This window comes from Enterobacter cloacae complex sp. P1B (genome assembly GCF_014982345.1).
GTDB lineage: Bacteria > Pseudomonadota > Gammaproteobacteria > Enterobacterales > Enterobacteriaceae > Enterobacter > Enterobacter bugandensis.
This window is the reverse complement of sequence record NZ_JADCLF010000013.1, coordinates 809,999-829,277: the sequence shown is the minus strand read 5'-3', so window position 1 is coordinate 829,277 and position 19,279 is coordinate 809,999. Positions and strand designations below refer to the sequence as shown.

The window sequence follows — 19,279 nt, the reverse complement described above, 5'->3', positions numbered from 1 at the left end:
GGAGTGGATATGGAAAATTTACTGGCGCTGACCCTGGCCGATGAAACGCCGGACCAGAGTGAGGGGGAAGGCCCCTCATTCCGCTGGCGGTGGCTGGGGCGCGGGGTGCTTGAGCTGACGCCGAAGGCCAGCAGTGCGTTATCGCTGCTGCTTTCCTCGGGGATCCACGGGAATGAAACCGCACCCGTTGAGATCGTCGATGGGCTGCTGCGCGCGCTGTATCGCGGCGAGATATCCCTTGCGTGCCGCGTGCTGGTGGTGCTTGGCAATCCGCCTGCGCTGGCGCAAAACAAACGGTACCTGGTTAGCGACATTAACCGCATGTTCGGCGGTCGCTGGTCGCAGTTTCCGCAGAGTGACGAAACGGCGCGCGCGCAGTGGCTGGAGAATGTCGTGACGACGTTTTTTGCCGCGGCGGGACCGGCGCGCTGGCATCTGGATCTGCATACGGCGATCCGCGCCTCTTACCATGTCAGATTCGGCGTTCTGCCGCAGCGCAATCAGCCGTGGGATGAAGCGTTTCTGAGCTGGCTGGGGGATGCCGGGCTGGAGGCGCTGGTGTTTCATCAGTCGCCGGGCGGGACCTTTACTCACTTCACTTGCGAACGGTTTGGCGCGCTGTCCTGTACGCTGGAGCTGGGAAAAGCGCTACCGTTCGGACAGAACGATCTCACGCGCTTTGCGCCTACGGAGCTCGCGCTTCGGGCGCTGCTCGGTGGGACGGCTACCGAGCACGCACATCAGCCCGTTGAGCGGTACCGGGTCGTTCAGCAGATCACCCGCCGCAGCGAGGCTTTCCAGCTTCACATGGCCGCGCACACCCTGAACTTCACACCGTTTCGCAAAGGGGCTCTACTGGCGGAAGATGGCGAAGAGCGTTACGAGGTGCAGAAAACCACCGAATATGTGCTGTTCCCCAACCCCTCCGTAGCGTTTGGCCTGCGGGCCGGTCTGATGCTGGAAAAACTCACCTGAACCTTTCCCCTCTCACCATCCGGGAGGGGAAGTAAAAATGTTTTCTTAGCGATTAAAGCGCTCTGATTTCTTTTACGGAATATTCCTGGCGAATTGCTTTATTATTCACCGTCACTTCGTTATACTTCTGCTAAATATCTTTAAAATCATCGTATTGAATATTTCTTGTTGCAACTCTCCACGCTTTATCCTTATTTCCTCCACATTTGGCGAAAAAATGTTTTTTACACTTTCATTGTTTTACCGTTGCTCTGATTAATTGACGATAAACCCCGTAAAGTTAATCTCGTCAACACGGCATAGCGCCGAAGAATAACTGAAAGAAAGGAAATAAATTATGCGTAAGTTTACTGCACTGTTTGTTGCTTCTACCCTGGCTCTGGGCGCTACCAGCATGGCGTTCGCCGCAGATACCGCAACCACCACCGCCGCGCCAGCTGAAGGCAAAATGATGATGCATCATAAAGGCAAGCCGGGTATGCACCACGAGATGATGATGTTCAAAGATTTGAACCTGACGGACGCGCAGAAGCAGCAGATCCGCGACATCATGAAAAGCCAGCGTGACCAGATGAAGCGTCCTCCGCTGGAAGAGCGCCGCGCAATGCATGACATCATTGCCAGCGACAGCTTCGATAAGGCGAAAGCCGAAGCGCAGATCGACAAAATGGCCGAGCAGCACAAAGCCCGCATGCTGGCCCACATGGAAACCCAGAACAAGATCTACAACATTCTGACCCCGGAACAGAAAAAACAGTTTAATGCCAATTTTGAGAAGCGTCTGACAGAACGTCCGGCGATGGAAGGTAAAATGCCAGCACCAACCGAATAATCGGTTCACTCTCTTAAGACCGCCGGGATCCTGTCCACAAAAGCGAAATCGCTGTGGACAGGACCGGCGGTTTTTCTATTCTGCCCTCTTGCCTGCCGCCGCCAGCGCGGTATTCTCCTGTAGTCGCTTCAGAGAATGTCTGTAGAGTCATGGCGTTAGCATTTTTATTAACGTTCCGCTAAGGCCTGCCCGCTCTGCTGCCGATACTGTGTCTGTGAATACCTAACGATAACAAACAAGACTGCAGGGGTAGCGATATCCTTGCCCTGGCACGGGTTGTGCCATTCAGGAGTGGTGATGGAGTTCTTTGATATTCGTAAGATGCCGGTCAGCCTCTGGCGCAATGGTGCCGGCGAAACGCGAGAAATTTGCTGTATCCCTCCCGCGACGCGCGATTTTTACTGGCGTGCCAGTATCGCGACCATCGCCAGCAACGGCGAATTCTCCTCGTTTCCCGGTGTCGACCGGGTCATTACCCTGCTGGAAGGCGGGGAGGTGACGCTGGATGCCGGTCAGGCGTTCTGCCATACCCTTAAACAGCATCAGCCTTACAGTTTTGCCGGCGATTTGCCGGTGAAGGCGCTGCTTTCCGATGGCAGGATGGCGATGGATTTCAACATCATGACCCGGCGCGATTGCTGTCAGGCGAAGGTGCGGGTTGCCGATCGTACTTTTACCACCTTTGGCTCGCGCGGGGGCGTGGTGTTTGTATTAAGCGGTGCGTGGCAGCTGGGTGATAAATTGCTGACGGCCGATCAGGGCGCCAGCTGGCAGGAGGGGACCCATACTCTGCGTCTGCTGGAGTCTCAGGGCACCCTGCTGTTCAGTGAAATTAACTGGCTGCCGGGTCACTGAGTGCGATGATCTCGAACTTGCCCGCTAATACGGGCTTGCAGAGGATTTTGTAGCCGTCGTGGTCGAATCCCGCTGGGGTGCGCAGCAGGGTTGCCGCGTCGCTTAAATCATCGACAGCCCCGAGCCAGAGCCAGTTATTGACGATGTGATACTGCGTCATGGTTTCACCCACTTCTTTTAGCGCAACGGCGCCGTCCCACGGCCAGCAGTTGACGCTGATCCCGGCCAGGCCCGCGAGGAGCCGGGCGTGATGCGCCTCAACGCTCTCTTTTCCGCAGCAGGCGCCTGCGCAGCGCTTCAGAGCGGAGCGGAAACAGGCGCGGCCCCGCGTGGTGCCCTCTAGCCCTAAAAGGCTATAGCAAAGCTGCAGCTCGTCCGCGAGCGTCTGCAGAGACTGCAGGGCGGCACGCTTGTTTGCGAACAGCCCGAAGAGATTCGGGGCGTGGGAGAAATCGACCTCGCGGGCGTAGACGACCTGCGGCTTGCCGTCGGTGATCTGCAGGGAGCAGAGCTGGCGGTTGCGGCGCAGGCGCTTATTGAAGAGCGGCTGCTGCTCTTTTATCAGCCGGGCTTCCAGCAACAGCGCGCCCATTTCTCCCGCCGTCTGGAACCAGGTAATGCGTCGCGACTGGCGCAGCATGGCGGCCTCGTCCGGGGTGCGCAGGTGGGATAACACCCGGCTACGAATGTTAACGCTTTTGCCGATGTAGAGCGGCAGGGTCTCGCTTTCACCGTGAAATATGTACACGCCCGGCTGTTTGGGCAGCGCCTCAAGCCAGGGGCGAAGATGTTCGGGATATTCATATATAGCCGCCGCTTCAAACTCAAGACGCGGGGCTGATTGACGCCTGCTCACATACTGCTCCATATACTGTTCAGGTATACAGTATAGCAGGTGTGCTGTGGTTAAAAAAGAGCCGGGTGGCGGCTACGCCTCACCCGGCCATGACGTGCGGCCTGATGCCCTCACCCCAACCCTCTCCCACGGGAGAGGGCGCAAACACAAAAAACGGTAACCTGGGTTACCGTTTTGCGTTTATTTCCAGAAATCGTCAAACACCGTAATTGGCGTGTGGCGCTTGTGCTCGGTTTTCAGGTACCAGCCCTCGATAATTTTCGCGGTACCTTCATCCAGCGTTTTGCCTTCCAGATAATCATCAATGTTGTCATAGGTGACGCCAAGGGCCGCTTCATCCGGCAGGGAAGGGCGATCGTCTTCCAGATCCGCTGTTGGCGCTTTCTTGTACAGGTGCTCAGGGCAGCCCAGCGCGGCGAGCAGCTGCTTACCCTGACGCTTGTTGAGACGGAAAATCGGGTTGATGTCGGTGCCGCCATCGCCGTATTTGGTGAAGAAACCGGTGATCGCTTCTGCCGCATGGTCGGTGCCTACCACAACGCCTTTGGTCATCCCGGCGATGCTGTACTGCGCTTTCATGCGCTCGCGCGCTTTCTCGTTGCCGCGCACAAAATCACTCAATTCAATGCCCGCTTCGCGCAGCGCCTGCTCGCTTGCCAGCACCGAGGCTTTGATATTGACGGTAAGCACGCGATCGGGCTGGATGAACGCGATGGCGTCCTGGCAGTCCTGTTCGTCCGCCTGAACCCCGTAAGGCAGACGCACGGCGATAAACTGCAGCGCTTCGTCGCCCGTCTCTTCACGAAGCTCTGAAATCGCCATCTGGCAGAGTTTACCCGTCAGGGTAGAGTCCTGCCCGCCGCTGATGCCCAGCACCAGGGATTTCAGGAAAGCGTTCTTTTTTAAGTACGACTTTAAAAAATCCACGCTGCGGCGGATCTCTTCCTGTGCATCTATCGCAGGCTTAGCGCCCAGCGCCTGAATAATCTCTTGTTGCAGAGCCATCATGCCCTCCGTATGCAGAACATAAACAGAATGTGTTAACTGTTAAAACTAACCCTTTGGGCGGAAAACGACAAGGATCACAGTTTCGAGTGCGTTAATTTGCGGCGATTTAGCAGCTTATCGTTGTTTTATTAGAATTTTCCGAAATTCGTCTGGCGTAAATCACAAAGTTGAACAATAGTACTTTTTATCCCATGCTTAGATAACACGCTGATAAACAAGAGGACGGAATATGAACAAGAACGTAGCAGGAATTCTTAGCGCAGCGGCGGTACTGACGATGCTGGCAGGGTGTACGGCTTACGATCGCACTAAGGATCAGTTTACCCAGCCCGTGGTTAAAGACGTTAAAAAAGGGATGACACGTTCGCAGGTAGCTGCGATCGCCGGCAAGCCTTCTTCTGAAGTGACCATGATTCACGCGCGCGGTACGTGTCAGACTTATATCCTGGGTCAACGTGATGGTAAGGCAGAAACCTACTTCGTCGCGCTGGATGATACCGGACATGTGATTAACTCCGGCTATCAGACCTGTGCTGAATACGACACCGATCCGCAGGCACCTAAGGCGCAGTAACCCTGCTTGCCTGAAGATGTTAACAAACCGGCCTCTGGGCCGGTTTTTTTATTCATACGTTAATCTTATTTCTTTGCGCGAATTATTTGCCTGAAATGTGAAGGTAGTCAACAAGCCAGGTCAATGAGAGACAATTTAGGCCTATCCAGAATTATCTCCCCTCTGTACCATTGCGTATACTCACTTCAACGATAAACAACAGCACGCAAGCTACCTGTCTGCCGGGACAGCGAGTCGAGTGATAGCGCGACGGCAGGTAGTCATACAAGAGGGAAATTATGATGGAAAAGAAACATATCTACCTGTTCTGCTCAGCGGGCATGTCAACCTCGCTTCTGGTGTCAAAGATGCGCGCGCAGGCTGAAAAGTATGAAGTTCCTGTGGTGATTGAAGCGTTTCCGGAAACGCTGGCGGGCGAAAAAGGCCAGAAAGCCGATGTGGTGTTACTGGGGCCGCAAATTGCCTATATGTTGCCCGAAATTCAACGACTGCTACCGAATAAACCGGTCGAAGTGATCGATTCGGGGCTGTACGGCAAGATCGATGGTTTAGGTGTACTTAAAGCTGCTGTGGCAGCCATTAAAAAAGCTGCTAATTAATTTTTATTTTTCCCGTCAAAGAGTTATTTCACACACAATTACGCCGTAACATACGTTACGGCATTTGAGGGTATTTTCCTATGAGTAAAGTCATCGCTTCACTTGAAAAGGTACTCCTTCCTTTTGCTGTTAAAATAGGAAAGCAGCCTCACGTTAATGCCATCAAAAACGGTTTTATTAAATTAATGCCGTTGACGCTGGCCGGGGCCATGTTCGTTTTAATTAACAACGTTTTTCTGAGCTTTGGTGAAGGTTCCTTCTTTTATTCATTAGGAATTCGGTTAGACGCTTCCACTATTGAAACCCTTAATGGTTTTAAAGCCATCGGCGGCAACGTATATAACGGTACGTTGGGTATTATGTCGCTGATGGCGCCTTTCTTTATTGGGATGGCGCTGGCTGAAGAGCGGAAAGTGGATCCGCTGGCCGCCGGATTATTATCCGTTGCCGCGTTTATGACCGTCACGCCTTACAGCGTGGGTGAAGCCTACGCCGTTGGCGCAAACTGGCTGGGCGGAGCCAACATCATCTCCGGTATTGTTATCGGCCTGGTGGTGGCAGAAATGTTCACCTTTATTATCCGTCGCAACTGGGTTATCCGCCTGCCGGATAGCGTGCCGGCCTCCGTTTCTCGTTCATTTTCCGCGTTGATCCCAGGCTTCATTATCCTCTCCATCATGGGGATTATCGCCTGGGCGCTCTCTCACTGGGGCACGAACTTCCACCAGATCATTATGGACTCTATCTCTACGCCGCTGGCGTCGATGGGTGGCGTGGTCGGTTGGGCGTATGTGATTTTCACCTCTCTGCTGTGGTTCTTCGGCGTGCATGGTTCACTGGCACTGGCCGCGCTGGACAGCGGAATTATGACCCCATGGGCACTGGAAAACGTTGCGCTTTACCAGCAGTACGGCTCCGTTGACGCGGCGCTGGCGGCAGGTAAAACCTTCCATGTGTGGGCGAAGCCGATGCTTGACTCCTATATCTTCCTGGGTGGTACCGGGGCGACCCTGGGTCTGATCATCGCGGTCTTTATTGTTTCTCGTCGCGCTGACTATCGTCAGGTGGCGAAACTGGCCCTGCCATCAGGCATCTTCCAGATTAACGAGCCGATTCTGTTCGGTCTGCCAATTATCATGAACCCGGTAATGTTTATCCCGTTCATCCTGGTGCAGCCGCTGCTGGCAGCGATCACCCTGACGGCTTACTACATGGGTATTATTCCACCGATCACCAACATTGCTCCGTGGACCATGCCGGCAGGTCTGGGTGCCTTCTTTAACACCAACGGTAGCGTCGCGGCCTTCCTGCTGGCGATATTCAACCTCGGGATTGCCACCCTGCTGTACATGCCGTTCGTGGCGATTGCGAACAAAGCTGCCACCATCATTGATGAAGAAGAGAGCGAAGAGGAAATTGCCCTCTCACTGAAATTCTAAGATTGACTGGCGCGGGGAAGCCCGCGCCAGCCACAAGGAGCTAAAACATGTTAGATTTGGATAGTATCGTCGCAGACGAAGCCGTAGAGAACGATCTCGAAGAAGTGGTGATGGGCCTCATCATCAACTCCGGGCAGGCGCGCAGCCTGGCGTATGCCGCACTGAAGCAGGCCAAGCAGGGCGATTTCGCCGCCGCGAAAACCATGATGGAGCAGTCCCGCACGGCGCTGAACGAAGCGCACCTGGTGCAGACAAAGCTGATTGAAAGCGACCAGGGAGAAGGGAAGATGAAGGTCAGCCTGGTGCTGGTACACGCTCAGGATCACCTGATGACGTCCATGCTGGCGCGTGAGCTGGTGGCGGAGTTGATTGAGCTTCACGAGAAAATGCACTAGGTCGGATTGAGCAGCAGGAGGTCAGCACGATGGAAATCAAAACCGCATTTGAACAGCAACTGTTTAATGGCAAAAATTTTCACGTGGTTATCTACAACAAGACGGAGAGCGCCAGCGGTCTGCACCAGCATGACTACTATGAGTTCACGATTGTTCTGACCGGCCGCTACTACCAGGAGATCAACGGTAAGCGCGTCCTGCTGGAGCGAGGGGATTTTGTCTTCCTGCCGATGGGTTCCTATCACCAGAGCTTTTACGAATTTGGCGCGACCCGCATTCTGAACGTGGGCGTCAGCAGACGCTTCTTTGAGAAGCACTATCTGCCGCTGGTGCCGTTCTGCTTTGTGGCGTCCCAGGTATATCGTGTGAAAAACGAGTTCATGACCTGGATTGAAACGGTCATCGCCTCGCTTAACTTCCGCGACAATGAGTTTGATGAATTTATTGAAACGGTGACCTTCTACGTGATGAACCGGTTGCGGCATCACCGTGAAGAGCAGCAGGTGACGGATGATGTTCCACAGTGGCTGCGCAGCACCGTGGAACTGATGCACGATAAAGGCCAGTTCAGCGAAAATGCGCTGGAAAATATGGTATCCCTCTCGGGGAAATCCCAGGAATATCTGACCCGCGCGACGCAGCGTTATTATCGTAAAACGCCGGTGCAAATAATTAATGAAATCCGCATTAATTTTGCCAAAAAACAGCTGGAGATTACCAACTATTCTGTCACCGATATTGCCTATGAGTCAGGATATAGCAGTCCCAGCCTGTTTATTAAAACTTTTAAGAAGTTGACCTCATTCACACCGAACAGCTACCGGAAGAATTTAACGGTAATTAATTAACTTTCGGCGGATTACCCGCCATAAATATTGCTTTAATGGCTTGCCCAAATAGCGGGAAGAGTACGCTATACCTTGCAGGCGATTAACCTGATACGCTAAGGGAGATATTATGCAAAAGAAATTAAAAGTCGTAACCATTGGTGGCGGCAGCAGCTATACCCCGGAATTACTCGAAGGTTTTCTGAAACGTTATCATGAATTACCGGTCAGCGAATTATGGCTGGTGGACGTTGAGGAAGGTCAGGAGAAGCTGGATATTATTTTCGACCTGTGCAAGCGCATGGTTGAGAAAGCGGGCGTGCCGATGACCGTGCATAAATCCCTCGATCGTCGCCTGGCGCTGAAAGATGCGGATTTCGTTACCACTCAGCTGCGCGTCGGCCAGCTAAAAGCGCGCGAGCTGGACGAGCGTATTCCGCTGAGCCACGGCTACCTGGGGCAGGAGACCAACGGCGCGGGCGGCCTGTTCAAAGGCCTGCGTACCATTCCGGTGATTTTTGACATCGTCAAAGATGTGCAAGAGATCTGCCCGAACGCGTGGGTGATTAACTTCACTAACCCGGCCGGAATGGTGACCGAGGCGGTTTATCGTCATACCAATTTCAAACGCTTTATCGGCGTCTGTAATATCCCGATCGGCATGAAGATGTTTATCCGCGACGTGCTGGAGCTGACCGACAGTGACGATTTCTCAATCGATCTGTTCGGCCTGAACCACATGGTGTTCATTAAAGACGTCATCGTGAACGGAAAATCGCGCTTTGCCGAACTGCTCGACGGCGTGGCTTCCGGTCGCCTGACCGCGGCCTCCGTGAAGAACATCTTTGACCTGCCGTTCAGCGAAGGGCTGATCCGCTCGCTGAATCTGCTGCCGTGCTCATACCTGCTTTACTACTTCAAGCAGAAAGAGATGCTGGCTATCGAAATGGGCGAGTACTATAAGGGCGGCGCGCGTGCGCAAATCGTTCAGAAAGTTGAGAAGCAGCTGTTCGATTTATATAAAGATCCGAACCTGAACGTCAAACCGAAAGCGCTTGAGCAGCGTGGTGGGGCCTATTACTCCGATGCAGCGTGTGAAGTGATCAACGCCATCTACAACGACAAGCAGGCGGAGCACTATGTTAACGTGCCGCATCACGGCCATATCGACAATATCCCGGCGGACTGGGCCGTCGAGATGACCTGCATTCTGGGGCGCGAGGGGGCTAAACCGCATCCACGTATCACCCACTTCGACGACAAAGTTATGGGCCTGATCCACACCATCAAAGGCTTTGAAGTGGCGGCGAGCAACGCGGCGCTGAGCGGTGAACTCAATGACGTGCTTCTGGCGCTGAACCTCAGCCCGCTGGTGCATTCCGACCGCGATGCGGAGCAGCTGGCCAGCGAGATGATCCTGGCGCATGAAAAATGGTTGCCGAACTTTGCCGCCACGATTGAGAAGCTGAAGTTCAAACAACACTGAGAGGACGCACAATGGAAAACCTGCTGATCGTTAATGCTGATGACTTTGGCCTTTCGAAAGGCCAGAACTACGGCATTATTGAAGCCTGTCGCCGCGGGGTAGTGACCTCTACAACGGCACTGGTGAACGGTGAAGCGGTTGAACACGCGGCGCAGCTGAGCCGCGAGGTGCCAGAGCTGGGTGTCGGCATGCATTTTGTGCTGACGCTCGGGATGCCGCTTTCACCCATGCCAGGCCTGACGCGTGACGGTCTGCTGGGCAAATGGATTTGGGAACTGGCGGAGCAGGACGCTCTGCCGCTCGAGGAGATTGCTCGTGAGCTGGACTGCCAGTACAACCGCTTTGTTGATCTTTTTGGCAAGGCGCTGACGCATATCGACAGCCACCATCATGTGCACATGCTCCCGGCGATTTTCCCGATTGTTGCGGCGTTTGCCCAACGCAAAGGCGTGGCGATGCGCGTGGATCGTGAGGTGCAGGGCGTGCCGGACTGTGCCGTGACAGCAACAGAGGGGTTCAGCAGTGCCTTTTACGGTGACGAGATCGACGAAGCGCTGTTCCTCAAGGTGCTGGATGATTCCGCCGCGCGGGGGGAACGCTCGCTGGAGGTCATGGCGCATCCTGCCTTTGTCGATAACACCGTGCGTAAGAGCGCCTACTGCTGGCCGCGCCTGGCGGAGCTGGATGTCCTGACGTCGCCGTCGCTGAAGTACGCCATTGCCGAGCGTGGGTATCGGTTGGGGACGTTTGGGGATCTGTAAGGCGTGCCGGGTGGCGAGGTAAAAGCAAAACGGTAACCTGGGTTACCGTTTTTATTGTTTTCTCCCTCTCCCGTGGGAGAGGGGCGGGTTGAGGGCATCAGGCCGCACAACCGGGAATGGTTTTTACGCCGGAATCTGATCGATCTTACTGCTGCGCGACCAGACGCGGTGCGCGGCGAGCAAATCAAACAGCTTCGTCATAAACGCATCGTCAACGTTATCGCCCTCGACAATGCCGTCCTCACCCTGATCGGCTACCTTCAGCTGTGCTTTAAACTGACGCGCGTCGCCGGACAGCGCAATGGGCTTCAGGTGCTTATAGGCTTCCAGCAGATAATAGATGGCATCACCGTTGTTGAGCAGGCTGGCAATATCTCCGCACGGCACAATCACCGCATCGACGGTCAGCGACGGCGCGCCGGCAAAGGTCGCCGCGACCGGCAGCACAGAACCATCGTCGGCGGTCACTTCACCCATGCGGGAATAGAGCAGTTTGGCGTGTACGCCCTGTGTTTTTAGCGCCTGCATAATCCCCAGCACGTCGCTGGCGCGGGTTTTGTCGTTCAGCAGGATGGCGACCACGCGGCCTTTAATTGAACCACCCGGCACCGCATACAGGCTCAGCGATGGATCTTTCTTCACGCCGTTAACCTCTTTCGGCGGCGCAAGGTTGCGCTGTTCGTCCGTTAGCGTGATGCCAAGGTTATCCGCCACGCTCTGGGCAAGCTGAATATCAATGTGCGCCAGCTGATCGACCACGCGCTCGCGGATGTAGGTGCGCACCACTTTGCTCAGTTCGAAGCTAAAGCCGCCGATGATGTGCTGTTGCTCAATCGGCGTCTGGCTGTTCCAGAACAGGCGAGGGTGGGCGTAGTACTCACCGAACGAGGGGCTGCGCTCGCGAATTTTGTTGCCGTCGATACGCTCCTGGTACGATTCGAATCCGCCGCGTTTCGGCCCCGGCGGGGTTTCTCGCGGCCAGTTGTCGTTGATGGAGTTCGGCTCATAGTTTGCCGGGTTGGTATCAATATCCTGACGGTGCATCCCGTCGCGCTGGAAGTTATGGTACGGGCAGGTTGGGCGGTTAATCGGGATCTCGTGGAAGTTCGGCCCGCCAAGACGGCTAATCTGCGTATCGGTATACGAGAACAGACGTCCCTGTAAGAGCGGATCGTTGGTGAAATCCAGTCCGGGGACGATGTGGCCCGGGTGGAACGCGGCCTGCTCGTTTTCGGCAAAGAAATTATCCGGGTTGCGGTTAAGCACCATTTTCCCCACCAGCTGAACGGGCACCAGCTCCTCAGGGATGAGTTTTGTCGGGTCAAGCAGGTCGAAATCGAACTTAAACTCGTCTTCTTCCGGGATCAGCTGTAAGCCCAGTTCATATTCCGGGAAGTCACCCGCTTCAATGGATTCCCACAGTTCGCGGCGATGGAAGTCCGGATCGCGCCCGGTGAGCTTCTGCGCCTCATCCCATACCAGCGAGGCTTTGCCCGCTACCGGCTTCCAGTGGAAGCGCACAAACGTGGCTTTTCCTTCCGCGTTGATCATGCGGAAGGTATGAATACCGAACCCTTCCATCGTGCGATAGCTGCGCGGGATCCCACGGTCGGACATCGCCCACATCACGTTGTGTAAGGTTTCAGGCTGCAGGGAGACATAGTCCCAGAAGGTATCGTGCGCACTTTGTCCCTGGGGTATGGCCCAGTGGGGCTCCGGTTTTACCGCATGGACAAAGTCAGGAAATTTATGCGCATCCTGAATGAAAAACACCGGGGTGTTATTGCCCACCAGATCGAAAATACCCTCTTCGGTATAAAACTTGGTGGCAAAGCCGCGGATATCACGCACCGTATCTGCCGAACCTGCGCCACCCTGCACGGTGGAGAAACGCACAAAAACCGGCGTGATTTTATCCGGGTCGGAGAGGAAATCCGCTTTGGTGATCGCTTTCAGGCTTTTATAGGGCTGGAAGTAGCCGTGCGCCGCAGAACCGCGCGCGTGAACGATGCGCTCCGGAATTCGCTCGTGGTCAAAATGGGTAATTTTTTCCCGCAGGATGAAATCTTCCAGCAGGGTCGGTCCGCGCGCGCCTGCGCGAAGGGAGTTTTGATCGTCAGCAATGCGCACGCCCTGATTGGTGGTGAGTGCAAAACCTTCACCGCCTTTACGGTGTGGCTCAAGCGATTTCAGCTTCTCGTTTCCGGTGTCCGGCGATTTCATGCTTCCCGGCGCGGTTGGTTGTTCGCCAGGGGCTGATGGGCCCGGCGAGGGGCGGTGAGAGCCGTCAGCAGGGGCGAGAGAGTCCATACCCGGTTGAGATTCTTCAGTGCCATGAATCGGTGATTGATGTGATTTATCTTTGTTCGACATTGCACGCTTCTCCTTTATCCATTGCTAAAAACCCTATTAAGGATAGAACAATGTCGTGAGATAGCTCGCTAACTAAGCGTTTTTCACATGACGTTATTAACGAAAGGAGCCATCTCACCCACTCGGAGCGCGACGTAAGGCAGCAGGATCGGCTATCATAGAATTTTCCTGCTTCAAGAATTTGCTTTAGTGAATCCGTCGCTTATGAAACCTCTTCGTCAACAAAACCGCCAGGTTATTAGCTATGTGCCCCGCGTTGAGCCAGCGCCGCCTGACCATGCACTGAAAGTGGATGGTTTTCGTGATGTCTGGCTGCTTCGCGGTAAATATGTGGCTTTTGTCCTGATGGGGGAACATTTCCGCCGGTCGCCGGCGTTTTCCGTGCCGGAGTCAGCCCAGCGATGGGCGACGCAAATCCGCCAGGATGAAGAGGTTGAAGAATAACAGCCATAAAAAAACCGCCATCAGGCGGTTTTTTTATTTCTATCGAGATTAACGGTGCGCCAGCTCGGCGTCGTCTTCACTTTCCAGAATGGTTTTGTCGGTCTGCTTCAGCCACTGGCTGGTCAGCGTACCGGCAGTCATGGAGCCACTCACGTTCAGCGCGGTACGGCCCATGTCGATCAACGGTTCAACGGAGATCAGCAGGGCGACCAGCGTGACGGGCAGGCCCAGCGCGGGCAGCACAATCAGCGCGGCGAAGGTTGCACCGCCGCCGACACCTGCAACGCCGGCGGAGCTGATGGTAACAATCCCGACCAGCGTGGCGATCCAGACCGGATCCAGCGGGTTGATACCCACGGTTGGGGCAACCATCACCGCCAGCATCGCCGGGTAGAGACCCGCGCAGCCGTTCTGACCGATGGTAGCACCAAAGGAGGCAGAGAAGCTGGCGATAGATTCCGGCACGCCCAGACGACGGGTCTGCGCTTCAACGTTCAGCGGAATAGACGCTGCGCTGGAACGGCTGGTGAAGGCAAAGGTCAGTACCGGCCATACTTTGCGGAAGTATTTCAGCGGGCTGACGCCGTTCACGCCCAGCAGGATACCGTGCACCACGAACATAATGCCCAGGCCCAGATAAGAGGCGACTACGAAGCTGCCCAGCTTAATGATGTCCTGCAGGTTAGAGCCGGCTACCACTTTGGTCATCAGTGCCAGAACGCCGTATGGCGTCAGCTGCATGACCAGACGGACCAGCTTCATCACCCAGCTTTGCAGGGTATCAATCGCCGTCAGTACGCGTTCGCCTTTCGGCGCGTCGTCTTTCAGCAGCTTAAGCGCAGCCACGCCCAGGAATGCCGCGAAGATCACCACGCTGATGATAGAGGTTGGGCTTGCACCGGTCAGGTCAGCAAACGGGTTCTTCGGAATGAAGGAGAGGACCATCTGCGGAACCGTCAGATCAGCCACTTTACCCACGTAGTTGGTTTGAATTGCGGTCAGACGCGCCGTTTCAGCGGTACCCTGAACCAGACCTTCGGCCGTCAGGCCAAACAGGTTGGTAACCAGCACCCCCACCAGCGCGGCAATCAGCGTGGTAAAGAGCAGCGTACCAATGGTCAGAAAGCTGATTTTACCCAGCTGAGTGGCGTTGTGCAGACGGGCTACGGCGCTCAGAATAGAGGCGAATACCAGCGGCATAACGATCATCTGCAGCAGTTGGACGTAGCCGTTACCGACAATGTTGAACCACTGAATGGACTCTTTCAGTACCGGACTATCGGAGCCGTAGACGGCGTGTAAGGCCAGACCAAACGCCACACCCATGACCAGACCGACCAGTACTTTTTTCGCCAGGCTCCACTGTTTGTGGCGCGCCTGCGCGAGAAGCAATAGTAATACGACGAACACGACTATGTTCGCGATGAGTGGAAAATTCATCCCCGTTCTCCTGATTTATTATGTGGGATCGGTTTTTCCCGATCCTGTTGGCGGAAGGTTAGCAGAAGTGTGATGTGGCGCTTATATCCAAATGGAATGGTTTATGACAAATGGAATGATTTTGTTGGTTTACTGTTCAATCTGGTGATGAATAAAACGATTGAACTGAAATTGCAGCGAATTGATCATCTGGGAAGACCAGCGCACTGCACTGTTTTCGGGCAAGGTTTGCGGCATCCAGACGGCGTAGGCGAACAGCGCCATGCACAGCACGCGTTCAAGCTGATTCCCTTTCTGTGGCGCAAGGATCGGAAAACGGAAACGCCAGCGGCAGGGCCACAGCAACGGCACGCCCGCGGGCGTCAGCATATCGGCGAGGATATGGCTTAAATAACCCAGCACCATGCCCTGAATGGCATCACCCGGCACTATCCAGCTTTCAGGGACTTTTAAATAGAAAAGCGTGAGCAGGCCAAAAACGGCCAGCAGGCTGTGGGTAAACCCGCGGTGGCCGAACGCGCGGGCGATGGGCTTCGACACCCACTTCAGGCGCTGTCCGAGGAAGGATTTTGGGTGGTCAATATCGGGCAGCAGACAGGTTAAAACGGCGGAAGGGACAATATGCCACCAGTCTCCCTGTGCAAGAACGGGAGTAAGTTCTGCGTTTTTGGCAAATACTGCGCACGCAATTGAAAAAAGCAGGTGGCCTTCCGCCGTCATGATAAAACCCACGAAACTGTCAATTTATACAGTATAGGGTTTTTATACAGTGGGCGAAAGAGGTGACGGTGTAACTGTTTGTCACAAACGCGCCTCAGCGCGCCAGCCAGCCGCCGTCGACGGCTAAGGTGTGACCATTCACGTAATCTGATGCGGGGGAGGCTAAAAAGACGACCGGCCCCTGAAGGTCATCCGGTACTCCCCATCGACCTGCCGGAATGCGGTCAAGGATCTCCGCGTTACGCTGTTCGTTATCGCGCAGCTGCTGCGTGTTGTTCGTCGCCATGTAGCCCGGCGCGATGGCATTCACGTTGATGCCATGTAGCGCCCACTCATTTGCCAGCAGGCGCGTGATCCCCAGTACGCCGCTTTTCGAGGCGGTATACGACGGCACGCGAATGCCGCCCTGAAAGGAGAGCATAGAGGCGATATTGATAATTTTGCCGCCCTGGCCCTGGGTGATAAATCGCTTAGCGACCGCCTGAGAGAGGAAAAAGAGCGACTTGAGATTCAGGTTCATAACGTCATCCCAGTCTTTTTCGCTGAACGTCAGAGCCTCCTCCCGGCGAATCGTCCCGGCATTGTTCACCAGAATATCAATTCGTCCCATCTCCGCCACGGCGGTGTCCACGACGTACTGAAGATTTTCCTGCTGGCTCAGATCGGCCCGAATAGCCACAAAACGTCTTCCCAGGGCGGTGACGGCGCTGGCCGTTTTCTCAGGAGCTTTGCGATTTACCCCAACGATATCGCAACCTGCCTGCGCGAGCGCAATAGCCATGCCTTGCCCCAGCCCGGTATCGCACCCGGTGATGAGGGCTACTTTGCCTGAAAGAGTAAAGGTGTCCAGTATCATACGCGCCTCAGAAGCTGGTTATCGTCGTGTTGACGTTAAAGATAGGAGGCAGGGATGAGAAAAGCAAACAAAATGAAACTGTGTTTTGTTTTTATCAGGCAGCATGACGCTGCCTGTAAGAGGGGCGCTATTCGCCGCGCAGGTGTTGTACCGTCAGTTCAGCCAGCGAATTCAGCTTAACGTCGGCAAGAGCATACCGCGGATCGTGGCGGTTTTCTTCATCGGGAACCACGATGGAGCGCATACGCGCGGCTTTGGAGGCCACCATGCCGTTTACTGAATCTTCCAGCGCGACGCAGGTAAGCGGATCAAGACCCAGCTTCGCTGCGCAGTCCATATAGACCTGCGGATGCGGCTTGCTGTAGGGCAGTTTTTCCGCAGACGCCAGGGCGTCAAAACTGTCGCGCAGCTCAAACATGATCAGCACTTTTTCCAGCATATGCAGCGGTGAAGCGGAAGCCAGGCCAACCTTCAGCCCCTGAGACTTGCACAGCGCGACAGCCTCATGTACGCCCGGCAAGAGCGGCTTGTTCTCCTCCACCAGCGCGATGGCGCGGCTGATAATACGCGAGGTGACTTCGTCGCGATCGGGCCCAACCCACGGCTGTTGGGCGTACCACAGGTCTACGACCATATCAATACGCAGGCCCAGTGTGTCGGGAAGTTCATTACGGCGACTGATATCAACGCCCAGGCTGGCCATCACGTCCAGCTCGGCGCGATCCCACAACGGCTCGGAATCAATCAGTAATCCATCCATGTCAAAAATAGCGGCAAGTATCTGGCGCGGTGTCGACATCACAACGTCTCCTTATCCAGGTGTTCGACAGACGATAAGTGCTAAGCACAGTCTGCAATTTAGCATATTGCTTTTAAAGAGCGGGCGAAATTGATGTCCAGCAGGTAGACTTAGGCTCAAATCACGCGTCTTTATGAAGAGGAACTGATGACGTATCAACAAGCTGGACGCATTGCTGTCTTAAAACGTATTGCAGGCTGGGTGATTTTTATTCCCGCCGTCATTTCTACGCTGATATCCGTGCTGAAGTTTATGTACGATCACAGCGAAAAACAGCCGGGCATTAATGCGGTAATGCTTGATTTTGCGCATGTCATGATTGAGATGGTGCGGTTTAATACCCCGTTCCTGAACGTCTTCTGGTTCAACTCGCCAACGCCGGACTTTCACCAGCAGCTGAATGTTGGGTTCTGGATTATCTATGCGCTGATTTTTATTGCGATGGCGCTGCAGGCATCGGGCGCACGAATGAGTCGCCAGACCCGTTTTTTACGCGAAGGGGTGGAAGATCAGCTTATCCTTGAGAAGGCGAAAGGTCCTGAAGGAATGAGCCGGGAGCAGATTGAATCCCGCATTGTGGTGCCTCGTCACACCATTTTCCTGCAAATTTTCCCGCTCTATATCCTGCCGGTTATCATCATCGTGGCGGGATATTTCTTCTTCTCACTGCTCGGTTTTCTGTAACGAATTAGGGTGGCGGCAAGGCCACCCGTTTTGTCTTTAAGCCGCAAGCACGCGTTCAAGCGCGCGCTGGGCGTTGACCAGATGTTGCCCGCCAAAAAGAATGGCTCGGTTCATCAGCGTATAGAGCTGATACACGGGCTGGCGCTCAAGGAAGTCCGGCGGCAGGGGGGAGACAGACTGATAGCCATCGTATATTTGCGGCGGTTGTTCGGGATGCAGGGGCAACATGGCCAAATCGCACTCTCTGTCGCCCCAGTAGCAGGCCGGGTCGAAGATATACGGGCCGTTGGGGCCCAGCGCGCAGTTATCGGACCATAAATCACCGTGCAGCAAAGACGCCTGAGGCTGGTGGGAGGCCAGGCGCTGTTGCACATGCTCGACGATGGCATCAATGTTGCCAAATTCCAGCCCTTTCTCTGCGGCCAGCTCAAGCTGCCATCCGATGCGCTGCTCGGCAAAGAACGTCGACCAGCGGCGCTGCCAGGCATTGGGCTGCGGCGTAGTGGAAAGGTCGTTGTCGAAGTCGAGACCAAACTGGGGCTGGTCGCTCCACTGGTGCAGGCGCGCTAACTGTTGCCCGAGAATAAAGGCATTATGGGCATCCAACGGGCGGGCAGGGAGATAGTCCATCACCAGAAAGCTGTAGTCCCGGTCACTGCCCACGGCCAGCACCTCAGGTACCGTCACCGTTTTACTGCGGGACAACAGTTCAAGCTGATCGGCTTCAGCGGTAAAAATCGGGAGCAGCTCTCGCTCGTCGCATTTAACGAACAGATCGCGTCCTGCGTAGCGTAAATGCCACGCGGCGTGAATTTCCCCGCCCGGCAGCTCGTTACGCAGTTCAATTTCACCTTCACCCAATTGCTCATGTAAAAGATGACTGATAGCCTGCCACATGTTGACTCTCCCATGTTGTCTGCCAGATCATAAAGTTAGCGCATAACTGCGGTAAAAAATACGAACTAACGCACACCTGAGCGGATTAATTTCATGCAGGGCACTTATTGTTCTTTTTTCTGCCAGCGTTCCCACGTCTCCACGGTGATGTCGGCAGGCTTGTCGGTCACGCTTTCCACCAGGCTGGCGGCCAGCGCATGCACCTCTTCTTCACTCAGGGCTGCGATCAGGCCAAACGCCAGGGTGCCTAAATCATGAATATGACCTTCGTCATCCGTTAGCGTGAGCAGGAAATTCGCCCGTGTAAAGGCATTGTTGAGCTCGTTAAGCTCGGTCAGCGATGCTTCATGAAGGCTGATGGTCACGACGTAGCGGGTGATATCACCACTGCTCATAATTCACCTCGTTGTTATTCTGAAAGTTTTTTTAGCATAGTCGATACGCCATATTTGGCGACTT

Annotated in this window: 21 protein-coding genes; 12 read left to right on the top strand and 9 right to left on the bottom strand. The window is 54.8% G+C overall.

The window, feature by feature from the left end:
• Window positions 1–9: 9 nt before the first annotated feature.
• The 3 genes from astE to ves all read left to right on the top strand — a co-directional run bounded on the left by astE (window position 10) and on the right by ves (window position 2,662).
• A complete protein-coding gene (astE, locus tag INF77_RS16805) occupies window positions 10–975 on the top strand; it encodes a succinylglutamate desuccinylase (RefSeq protein ID WP_193532585.1) in 966 nt (321 codons plus the stop codon).
• A 337-nt stretch (window positions 976–1,312) separates the two neighbouring features.
• On the top strand, window positions 1,313–1,807 hold the full coding sequence (spy, locus tag INF77_RS16800) for an ATP-independent periplasmic protein-refolding chaperone Spy (RefSeq protein ID WP_028012795.1): 495 nt from the start codon (window positions 1,313–1,315) through the stop codon (window positions 1,805–1,807).
• Between the two features lie 297 nt (window positions 1,808–2,104).
• The gene (ves, locus tag INF77_RS16795; protein WP_041910459.1) at window positions 2,105–2,662 is read left to right on the top strand and encodes an environmental stress-induced protein Ves; all 558 of its coding nucleotides are present in this window, start codon (window positions 2,105–2,107) and stop codon (window positions 2,660–2,662) included.
• Here the strand turns inward: ves and cho are convergent.
• Both cho and nadE read right to left on the bottom strand, forming a co-directional pair.
• Window positions 2,640–3,518 carry an excinuclease Cho gene (gene cho / locus INF77_RS16790; RefSeq protein ID WP_370529640.1) on the bottom strand — a complete coding sequence of 293 codons (879 nt, stop codon included), beginning with the start codon at window positions 3,516–3,518 and terminating at the stop codon, window positions 2,640–2,642. The two genes, ves and cho, sit on opposite strands and share 23 nt — an antisense overlap.
• Window positions 3,519–3,698: 180 nt before the next feature.
• Complete coding sequence (nadE, locus tag INF77_RS16785; protein ID WP_028012798.1) at window positions 3,699–4,523, bottom strand: ammonia-dependent NAD(+) synthetase; 825 nt, start codon at window positions 4,521–4,523, stop codon at window positions 3,699–3,701.
• A gap of 232 nt (window positions 4,524–4,755) precedes the next feature.
• On the opposite strand from nadE, the gene osmE reads away from it, so the two are divergent.
• From osmE to chbG, 7 genes are all read left to right on the top strand, one after another.
• Complete coding sequence (gene osmE / locus INF77_RS16780) at window positions 4,756–5,100, top strand: osmotically-inducible lipoprotein OsmE (protein ID WP_003857836.1); 345 nt, start codon at window positions 4,756–4,758, stop codon at window positions 5,098–5,100.
• Between the two features lie 281 nt (window positions 5,101–5,381).
• Window positions 5,382–5,699, top strand: a complete 318-nt coding sequence (gene chbB, locus INF77_RS16775; RefSeq protein WP_014883474.1) for a PTS N,N'-diacetylchitobiose transporter subunit IIB — start codon at window positions 5,382–5,384, stop codon at window positions 5,697–5,699.
• An 80-nt stretch (window positions 5,700–5,779) separates the two neighbouring features.
• Window positions 5,780–7,138 carry a PTS N,N'-diacetylchitobiose transporter subunit IIC gene (gene chbC, locus INF77_RS16770; protein WP_028012799.1) on the top strand — a complete coding sequence of 453 codons (1,359 nt, stop codon included), beginning with the start codon at window positions 5,780–5,782 and terminating at the stop codon, window positions 7,136–7,138.
• Window positions 7,139–7,185: 47 nt separating this feature from the next.
• Window positions 7,186–7,533 carry a PTS N,N'-diacetylchitobiose transporter subunit IIA gene (gene chbA, locus INF77_RS16765; RefSeq protein ID WP_063142895.1) on the top strand — a complete coding sequence of 116 codons (348 nt, stop codon included), beginning with the start codon at window positions 7,186–7,188 and terminating at the stop codon, window positions 7,531–7,533.
• A 5-nt stretch (window positions 7,534–7,538) separates the two neighbouring features.
• Complete coding sequence (gene chbR, locus INF77_RS16760) at window positions 7,539–8,381, top strand: transcriptional regulator ChbR (RefSeq protein WP_028012801.1); 843 nt, start codon at window positions 7,539–7,541, stop codon at window positions 8,379–8,381.
• Window positions 8,382–8,490: 109 nt separating this feature from the next.
• Window positions 8,491–9,846: a 6-phospho-beta-glucosidase gene (locus INF77_RS16755; protein WP_193532583.1), complete on the top strand. Its 1,356-nt coding sequence runs from the start codon at window positions 8,491–8,493 to the stop codon at window positions 9,844–9,846.
• Between the two features lie 11 nt (window positions 9,847–9,857).
• A complete protein-coding gene (gene chbG, locus INF77_RS16750; protein WP_193532582.1) occupies window positions 9,858–10,607 on the top strand; it encodes a chitin disaccharide deacetylase in 750 nt (249 codons plus the stop codon).
• A 123-nt stretch (window positions 10,608–10,730) separates the two neighbouring features.
• On the opposite strand, the gene katE is transcribed toward chbG, so the two are convergent.
• Window positions 10,731–12,980: a catalase HPII gene (katE, locus tag INF77_RS16745; RefSeq protein ID WP_049000718.1), complete on the bottom strand. Its 2,250-nt coding sequence runs from the start codon at window positions 12,978–12,980 to the stop codon at window positions 10,731–10,733.
• A 168-nt stretch (window positions 12,981–13,148) separates the two neighbouring features.
• Between katE and cedA the strand changes: the two genes are divergently transcribed.
• Window positions 13,149–13,424 (top strand): cell division activator CedA, encoded by a 276-nt coding sequence (gene cedA, locus INF77_RS16740; RefSeq protein ID WP_223239595.1) that lies wholly within the window; start codon window positions 13,149–13,151, stop codon window positions 13,422–13,424.
• Between the two features lie 48 nt (window positions 13,425–13,472).
• On the opposite strand, the gene INF77_RS16735 is transcribed toward cedA, so the two are convergent.
• The 4 genes from INF77_RS16735 to hxpB form a co-directional block, all read right to left on the bottom strand.
• Window positions 13,473–14,864 carry an L-cystine transporter gene (locus tag INF77_RS16735; RefSeq protein WP_049000720.1) on the bottom strand — a complete coding sequence of 464 codons (1,392 nt, stop codon included), beginning with the start codon at window positions 14,862–14,864 and terminating at the stop codon, window positions 13,473–13,475.
• 129 nt (window positions 14,865–14,993) lie between these two features.
• On the bottom strand, window positions 14,994–15,584 hold the full coding sequence (locus INF77_RS16730) for a metal-dependent hydrolase (RefSeq protein ID WP_032644865.1): 591 nt from the start codon (window positions 15,582–15,584) through the stop codon (window positions 14,994–14,996).
• A gap of 94 nt (window positions 15,585–15,678) precedes the next feature.
• Entirely contained in the window at window positions 15,679–16,440 is a 762-nt protein-coding gene (kduD, locus tag INF77_RS16725; protein WP_041910455.1) for a 2-dehydro-3-deoxy-D-gluconate 5-dehydrogenase KduD, read from the bottom strand.
• A gap of 127 nt (window positions 16,441–16,567) precedes the next feature.
• A complete protein-coding gene (gene hxpB, locus INF77_RS16720) occupies window positions 16,568–17,239 on the bottom strand; it encodes a hexitol phosphatase HxpB (RefSeq protein WP_028012808.1) in 672 nt (223 codons plus the stop codon).
• Between the two features lie 147 nt (window positions 17,240–17,386).
• On the opposite strand from hxpB, the gene INF77_RS16715 reads away from it, so the two are divergent.
• Window positions 17,387–17,923: a YniB family protein gene (locus INF77_RS16715; RefSeq protein ID WP_045261585.1), complete on the top strand. Its 537-nt coding sequence runs from the start codon at window positions 17,387–17,389 to the stop codon at window positions 17,921–17,923.
• 36 nt (window positions 17,924–17,959) lie between these two features.
• Here INF77_RS16715 and INF77_RS16710 read toward each other — a convergent pair whose 3' ends face one another.
• Window positions 17,960–18,820 (bottom strand): fructosamine kinase family protein, encoded by an 861-nt coding sequence (locus tag INF77_RS16710; protein WP_041910453.1) that lies wholly within the window; start codon window positions 18,818–18,820, stop codon window positions 17,960–17,962.
• 104 nt (window positions 18,821–18,924) lie between these two features.
• Window positions 18,925–19,215, bottom strand: a complete 291-nt coding sequence (gene ghoS, locus INF77_RS16705) for a type V toxin-antitoxin system endoribonuclease antitoxin GhoS (RefSeq protein ID WP_028012811.1) — start codon at window positions 19,213–19,215, stop codon at window positions 18,925–18,927.
• Between the last annotated feature and the right edge of the window lie 64 nt (window positions 19,216–19,279).

Coding starts and splice junctions, on each gene's coding strand:
- hxpB (WP_028012808.1), bottom strand. CDS start 17,239: ATGTCGACACCGCGCCAGATACTTGCCGCTATTTTTGACATGGATGGA.
- katE (WP_049000718.1), bottom strand. CDS start 12,980: ATGTCGAACAAAGATAAATCACATCAATCACCGATTCATGGCACTGAA.
- chbC (WP_028012799.1), top strand. CDS start 5,780: ATGAGTAAAGTCATCGCTTCACTTGAAAAGGTACTCCTTCCTTTTGCT.
- nadE (WP_028012798.1), bottom strand. CDS start 4,523: ATGGCTCTGCAACAAGAGATTATTCAGGCGCTGGGCGCTAAGCCTGCG.
- INF77_RS16755 (WP_193532583.1), top strand. CDS start 8,491: ATGCAAAAGAAATTAAAAGTCGTAACCATTGGTGGCGGCAGCAGCTAT.
- chbB (WP_014883474.1), top strand. CDS start 5,382: ATGGAAAAGAAACATATCTACCTGTTCTGCTCAGCGGGCATGTCAACC.
- INF77_RS16735 (WP_049000720.1), bottom strand. CDS start 14,864: ATGAATTTTCCACTCATCGCGAACATAGTCGTGTTCGTCGTATTACTA.
- INF77_RS16730 (WP_032644865.1), bottom strand. CDS start 15,584: ATGACGGCGGAAGGCCACCTGCTTTTTTCAATTGCGTGCGCAGTATTT.
- osmE (WP_003857836.1), top strand. CDS start 4,756: ATGAACAAGAACGTAGCAGGAATTCTTAGCGCAGCGGCGGTACTGACG.
- INF77_RS16715 (WP_045261585.1), top strand. CDS start 17,387: ATGACGTATCAACAAGCTGGACGCATTGCTGTCTTAAAACGTATTGCA.
- spy (WP_028012795.1), top strand. CDS start 1,313: ATGCGTAAGTTTACTGCACTGTTTGTTGCTTCTACCCTGGCTCTGGGC.
- ghoS (WP_028012811.1), bottom strand. CDS start 19,215: ATGAGCAGTGGTGATATCACCCGCTACGTCGTGACCATCAGCCTTCAT.
- ves (WP_041910459.1), top strand. CDS start 2,105: ATGGAGTTCTTTGATATTCGTAAGATGCCGGTCAGCCTCTGGCGCAAT.
- INF77_RS16710 (WP_041910453.1), bottom strand. CDS start 18,820: ATGTGGCAGGCTATCAGTCATCTTTTACATGAGCAATTGGGTGAAGGT.
- chbA (WP_063142895.1), top strand. CDS start 7,186: ATGTTAGATTTGGATAGTATCGTCGCAGACGAAGCCGTAGAGAACGAT.
- chbG (WP_193532582.1), top strand. CDS start 9,858: ATGGAAAACCTGCTGATCGTTAATGCTGATGACTTTGGCCTTTCGAAA.
- astE (WP_193532585.1), top strand. CDS start 10: ATGGAAAATTTACTGGCGCTGACCCTGGCCGATGAAACGCCGGACCAG.
- kduD (WP_041910455.1), bottom strand. CDS start 16,440: ATGATACTGGACACCTTTACTCTTTCAGGCAAAGTAGCCCTCATCACC.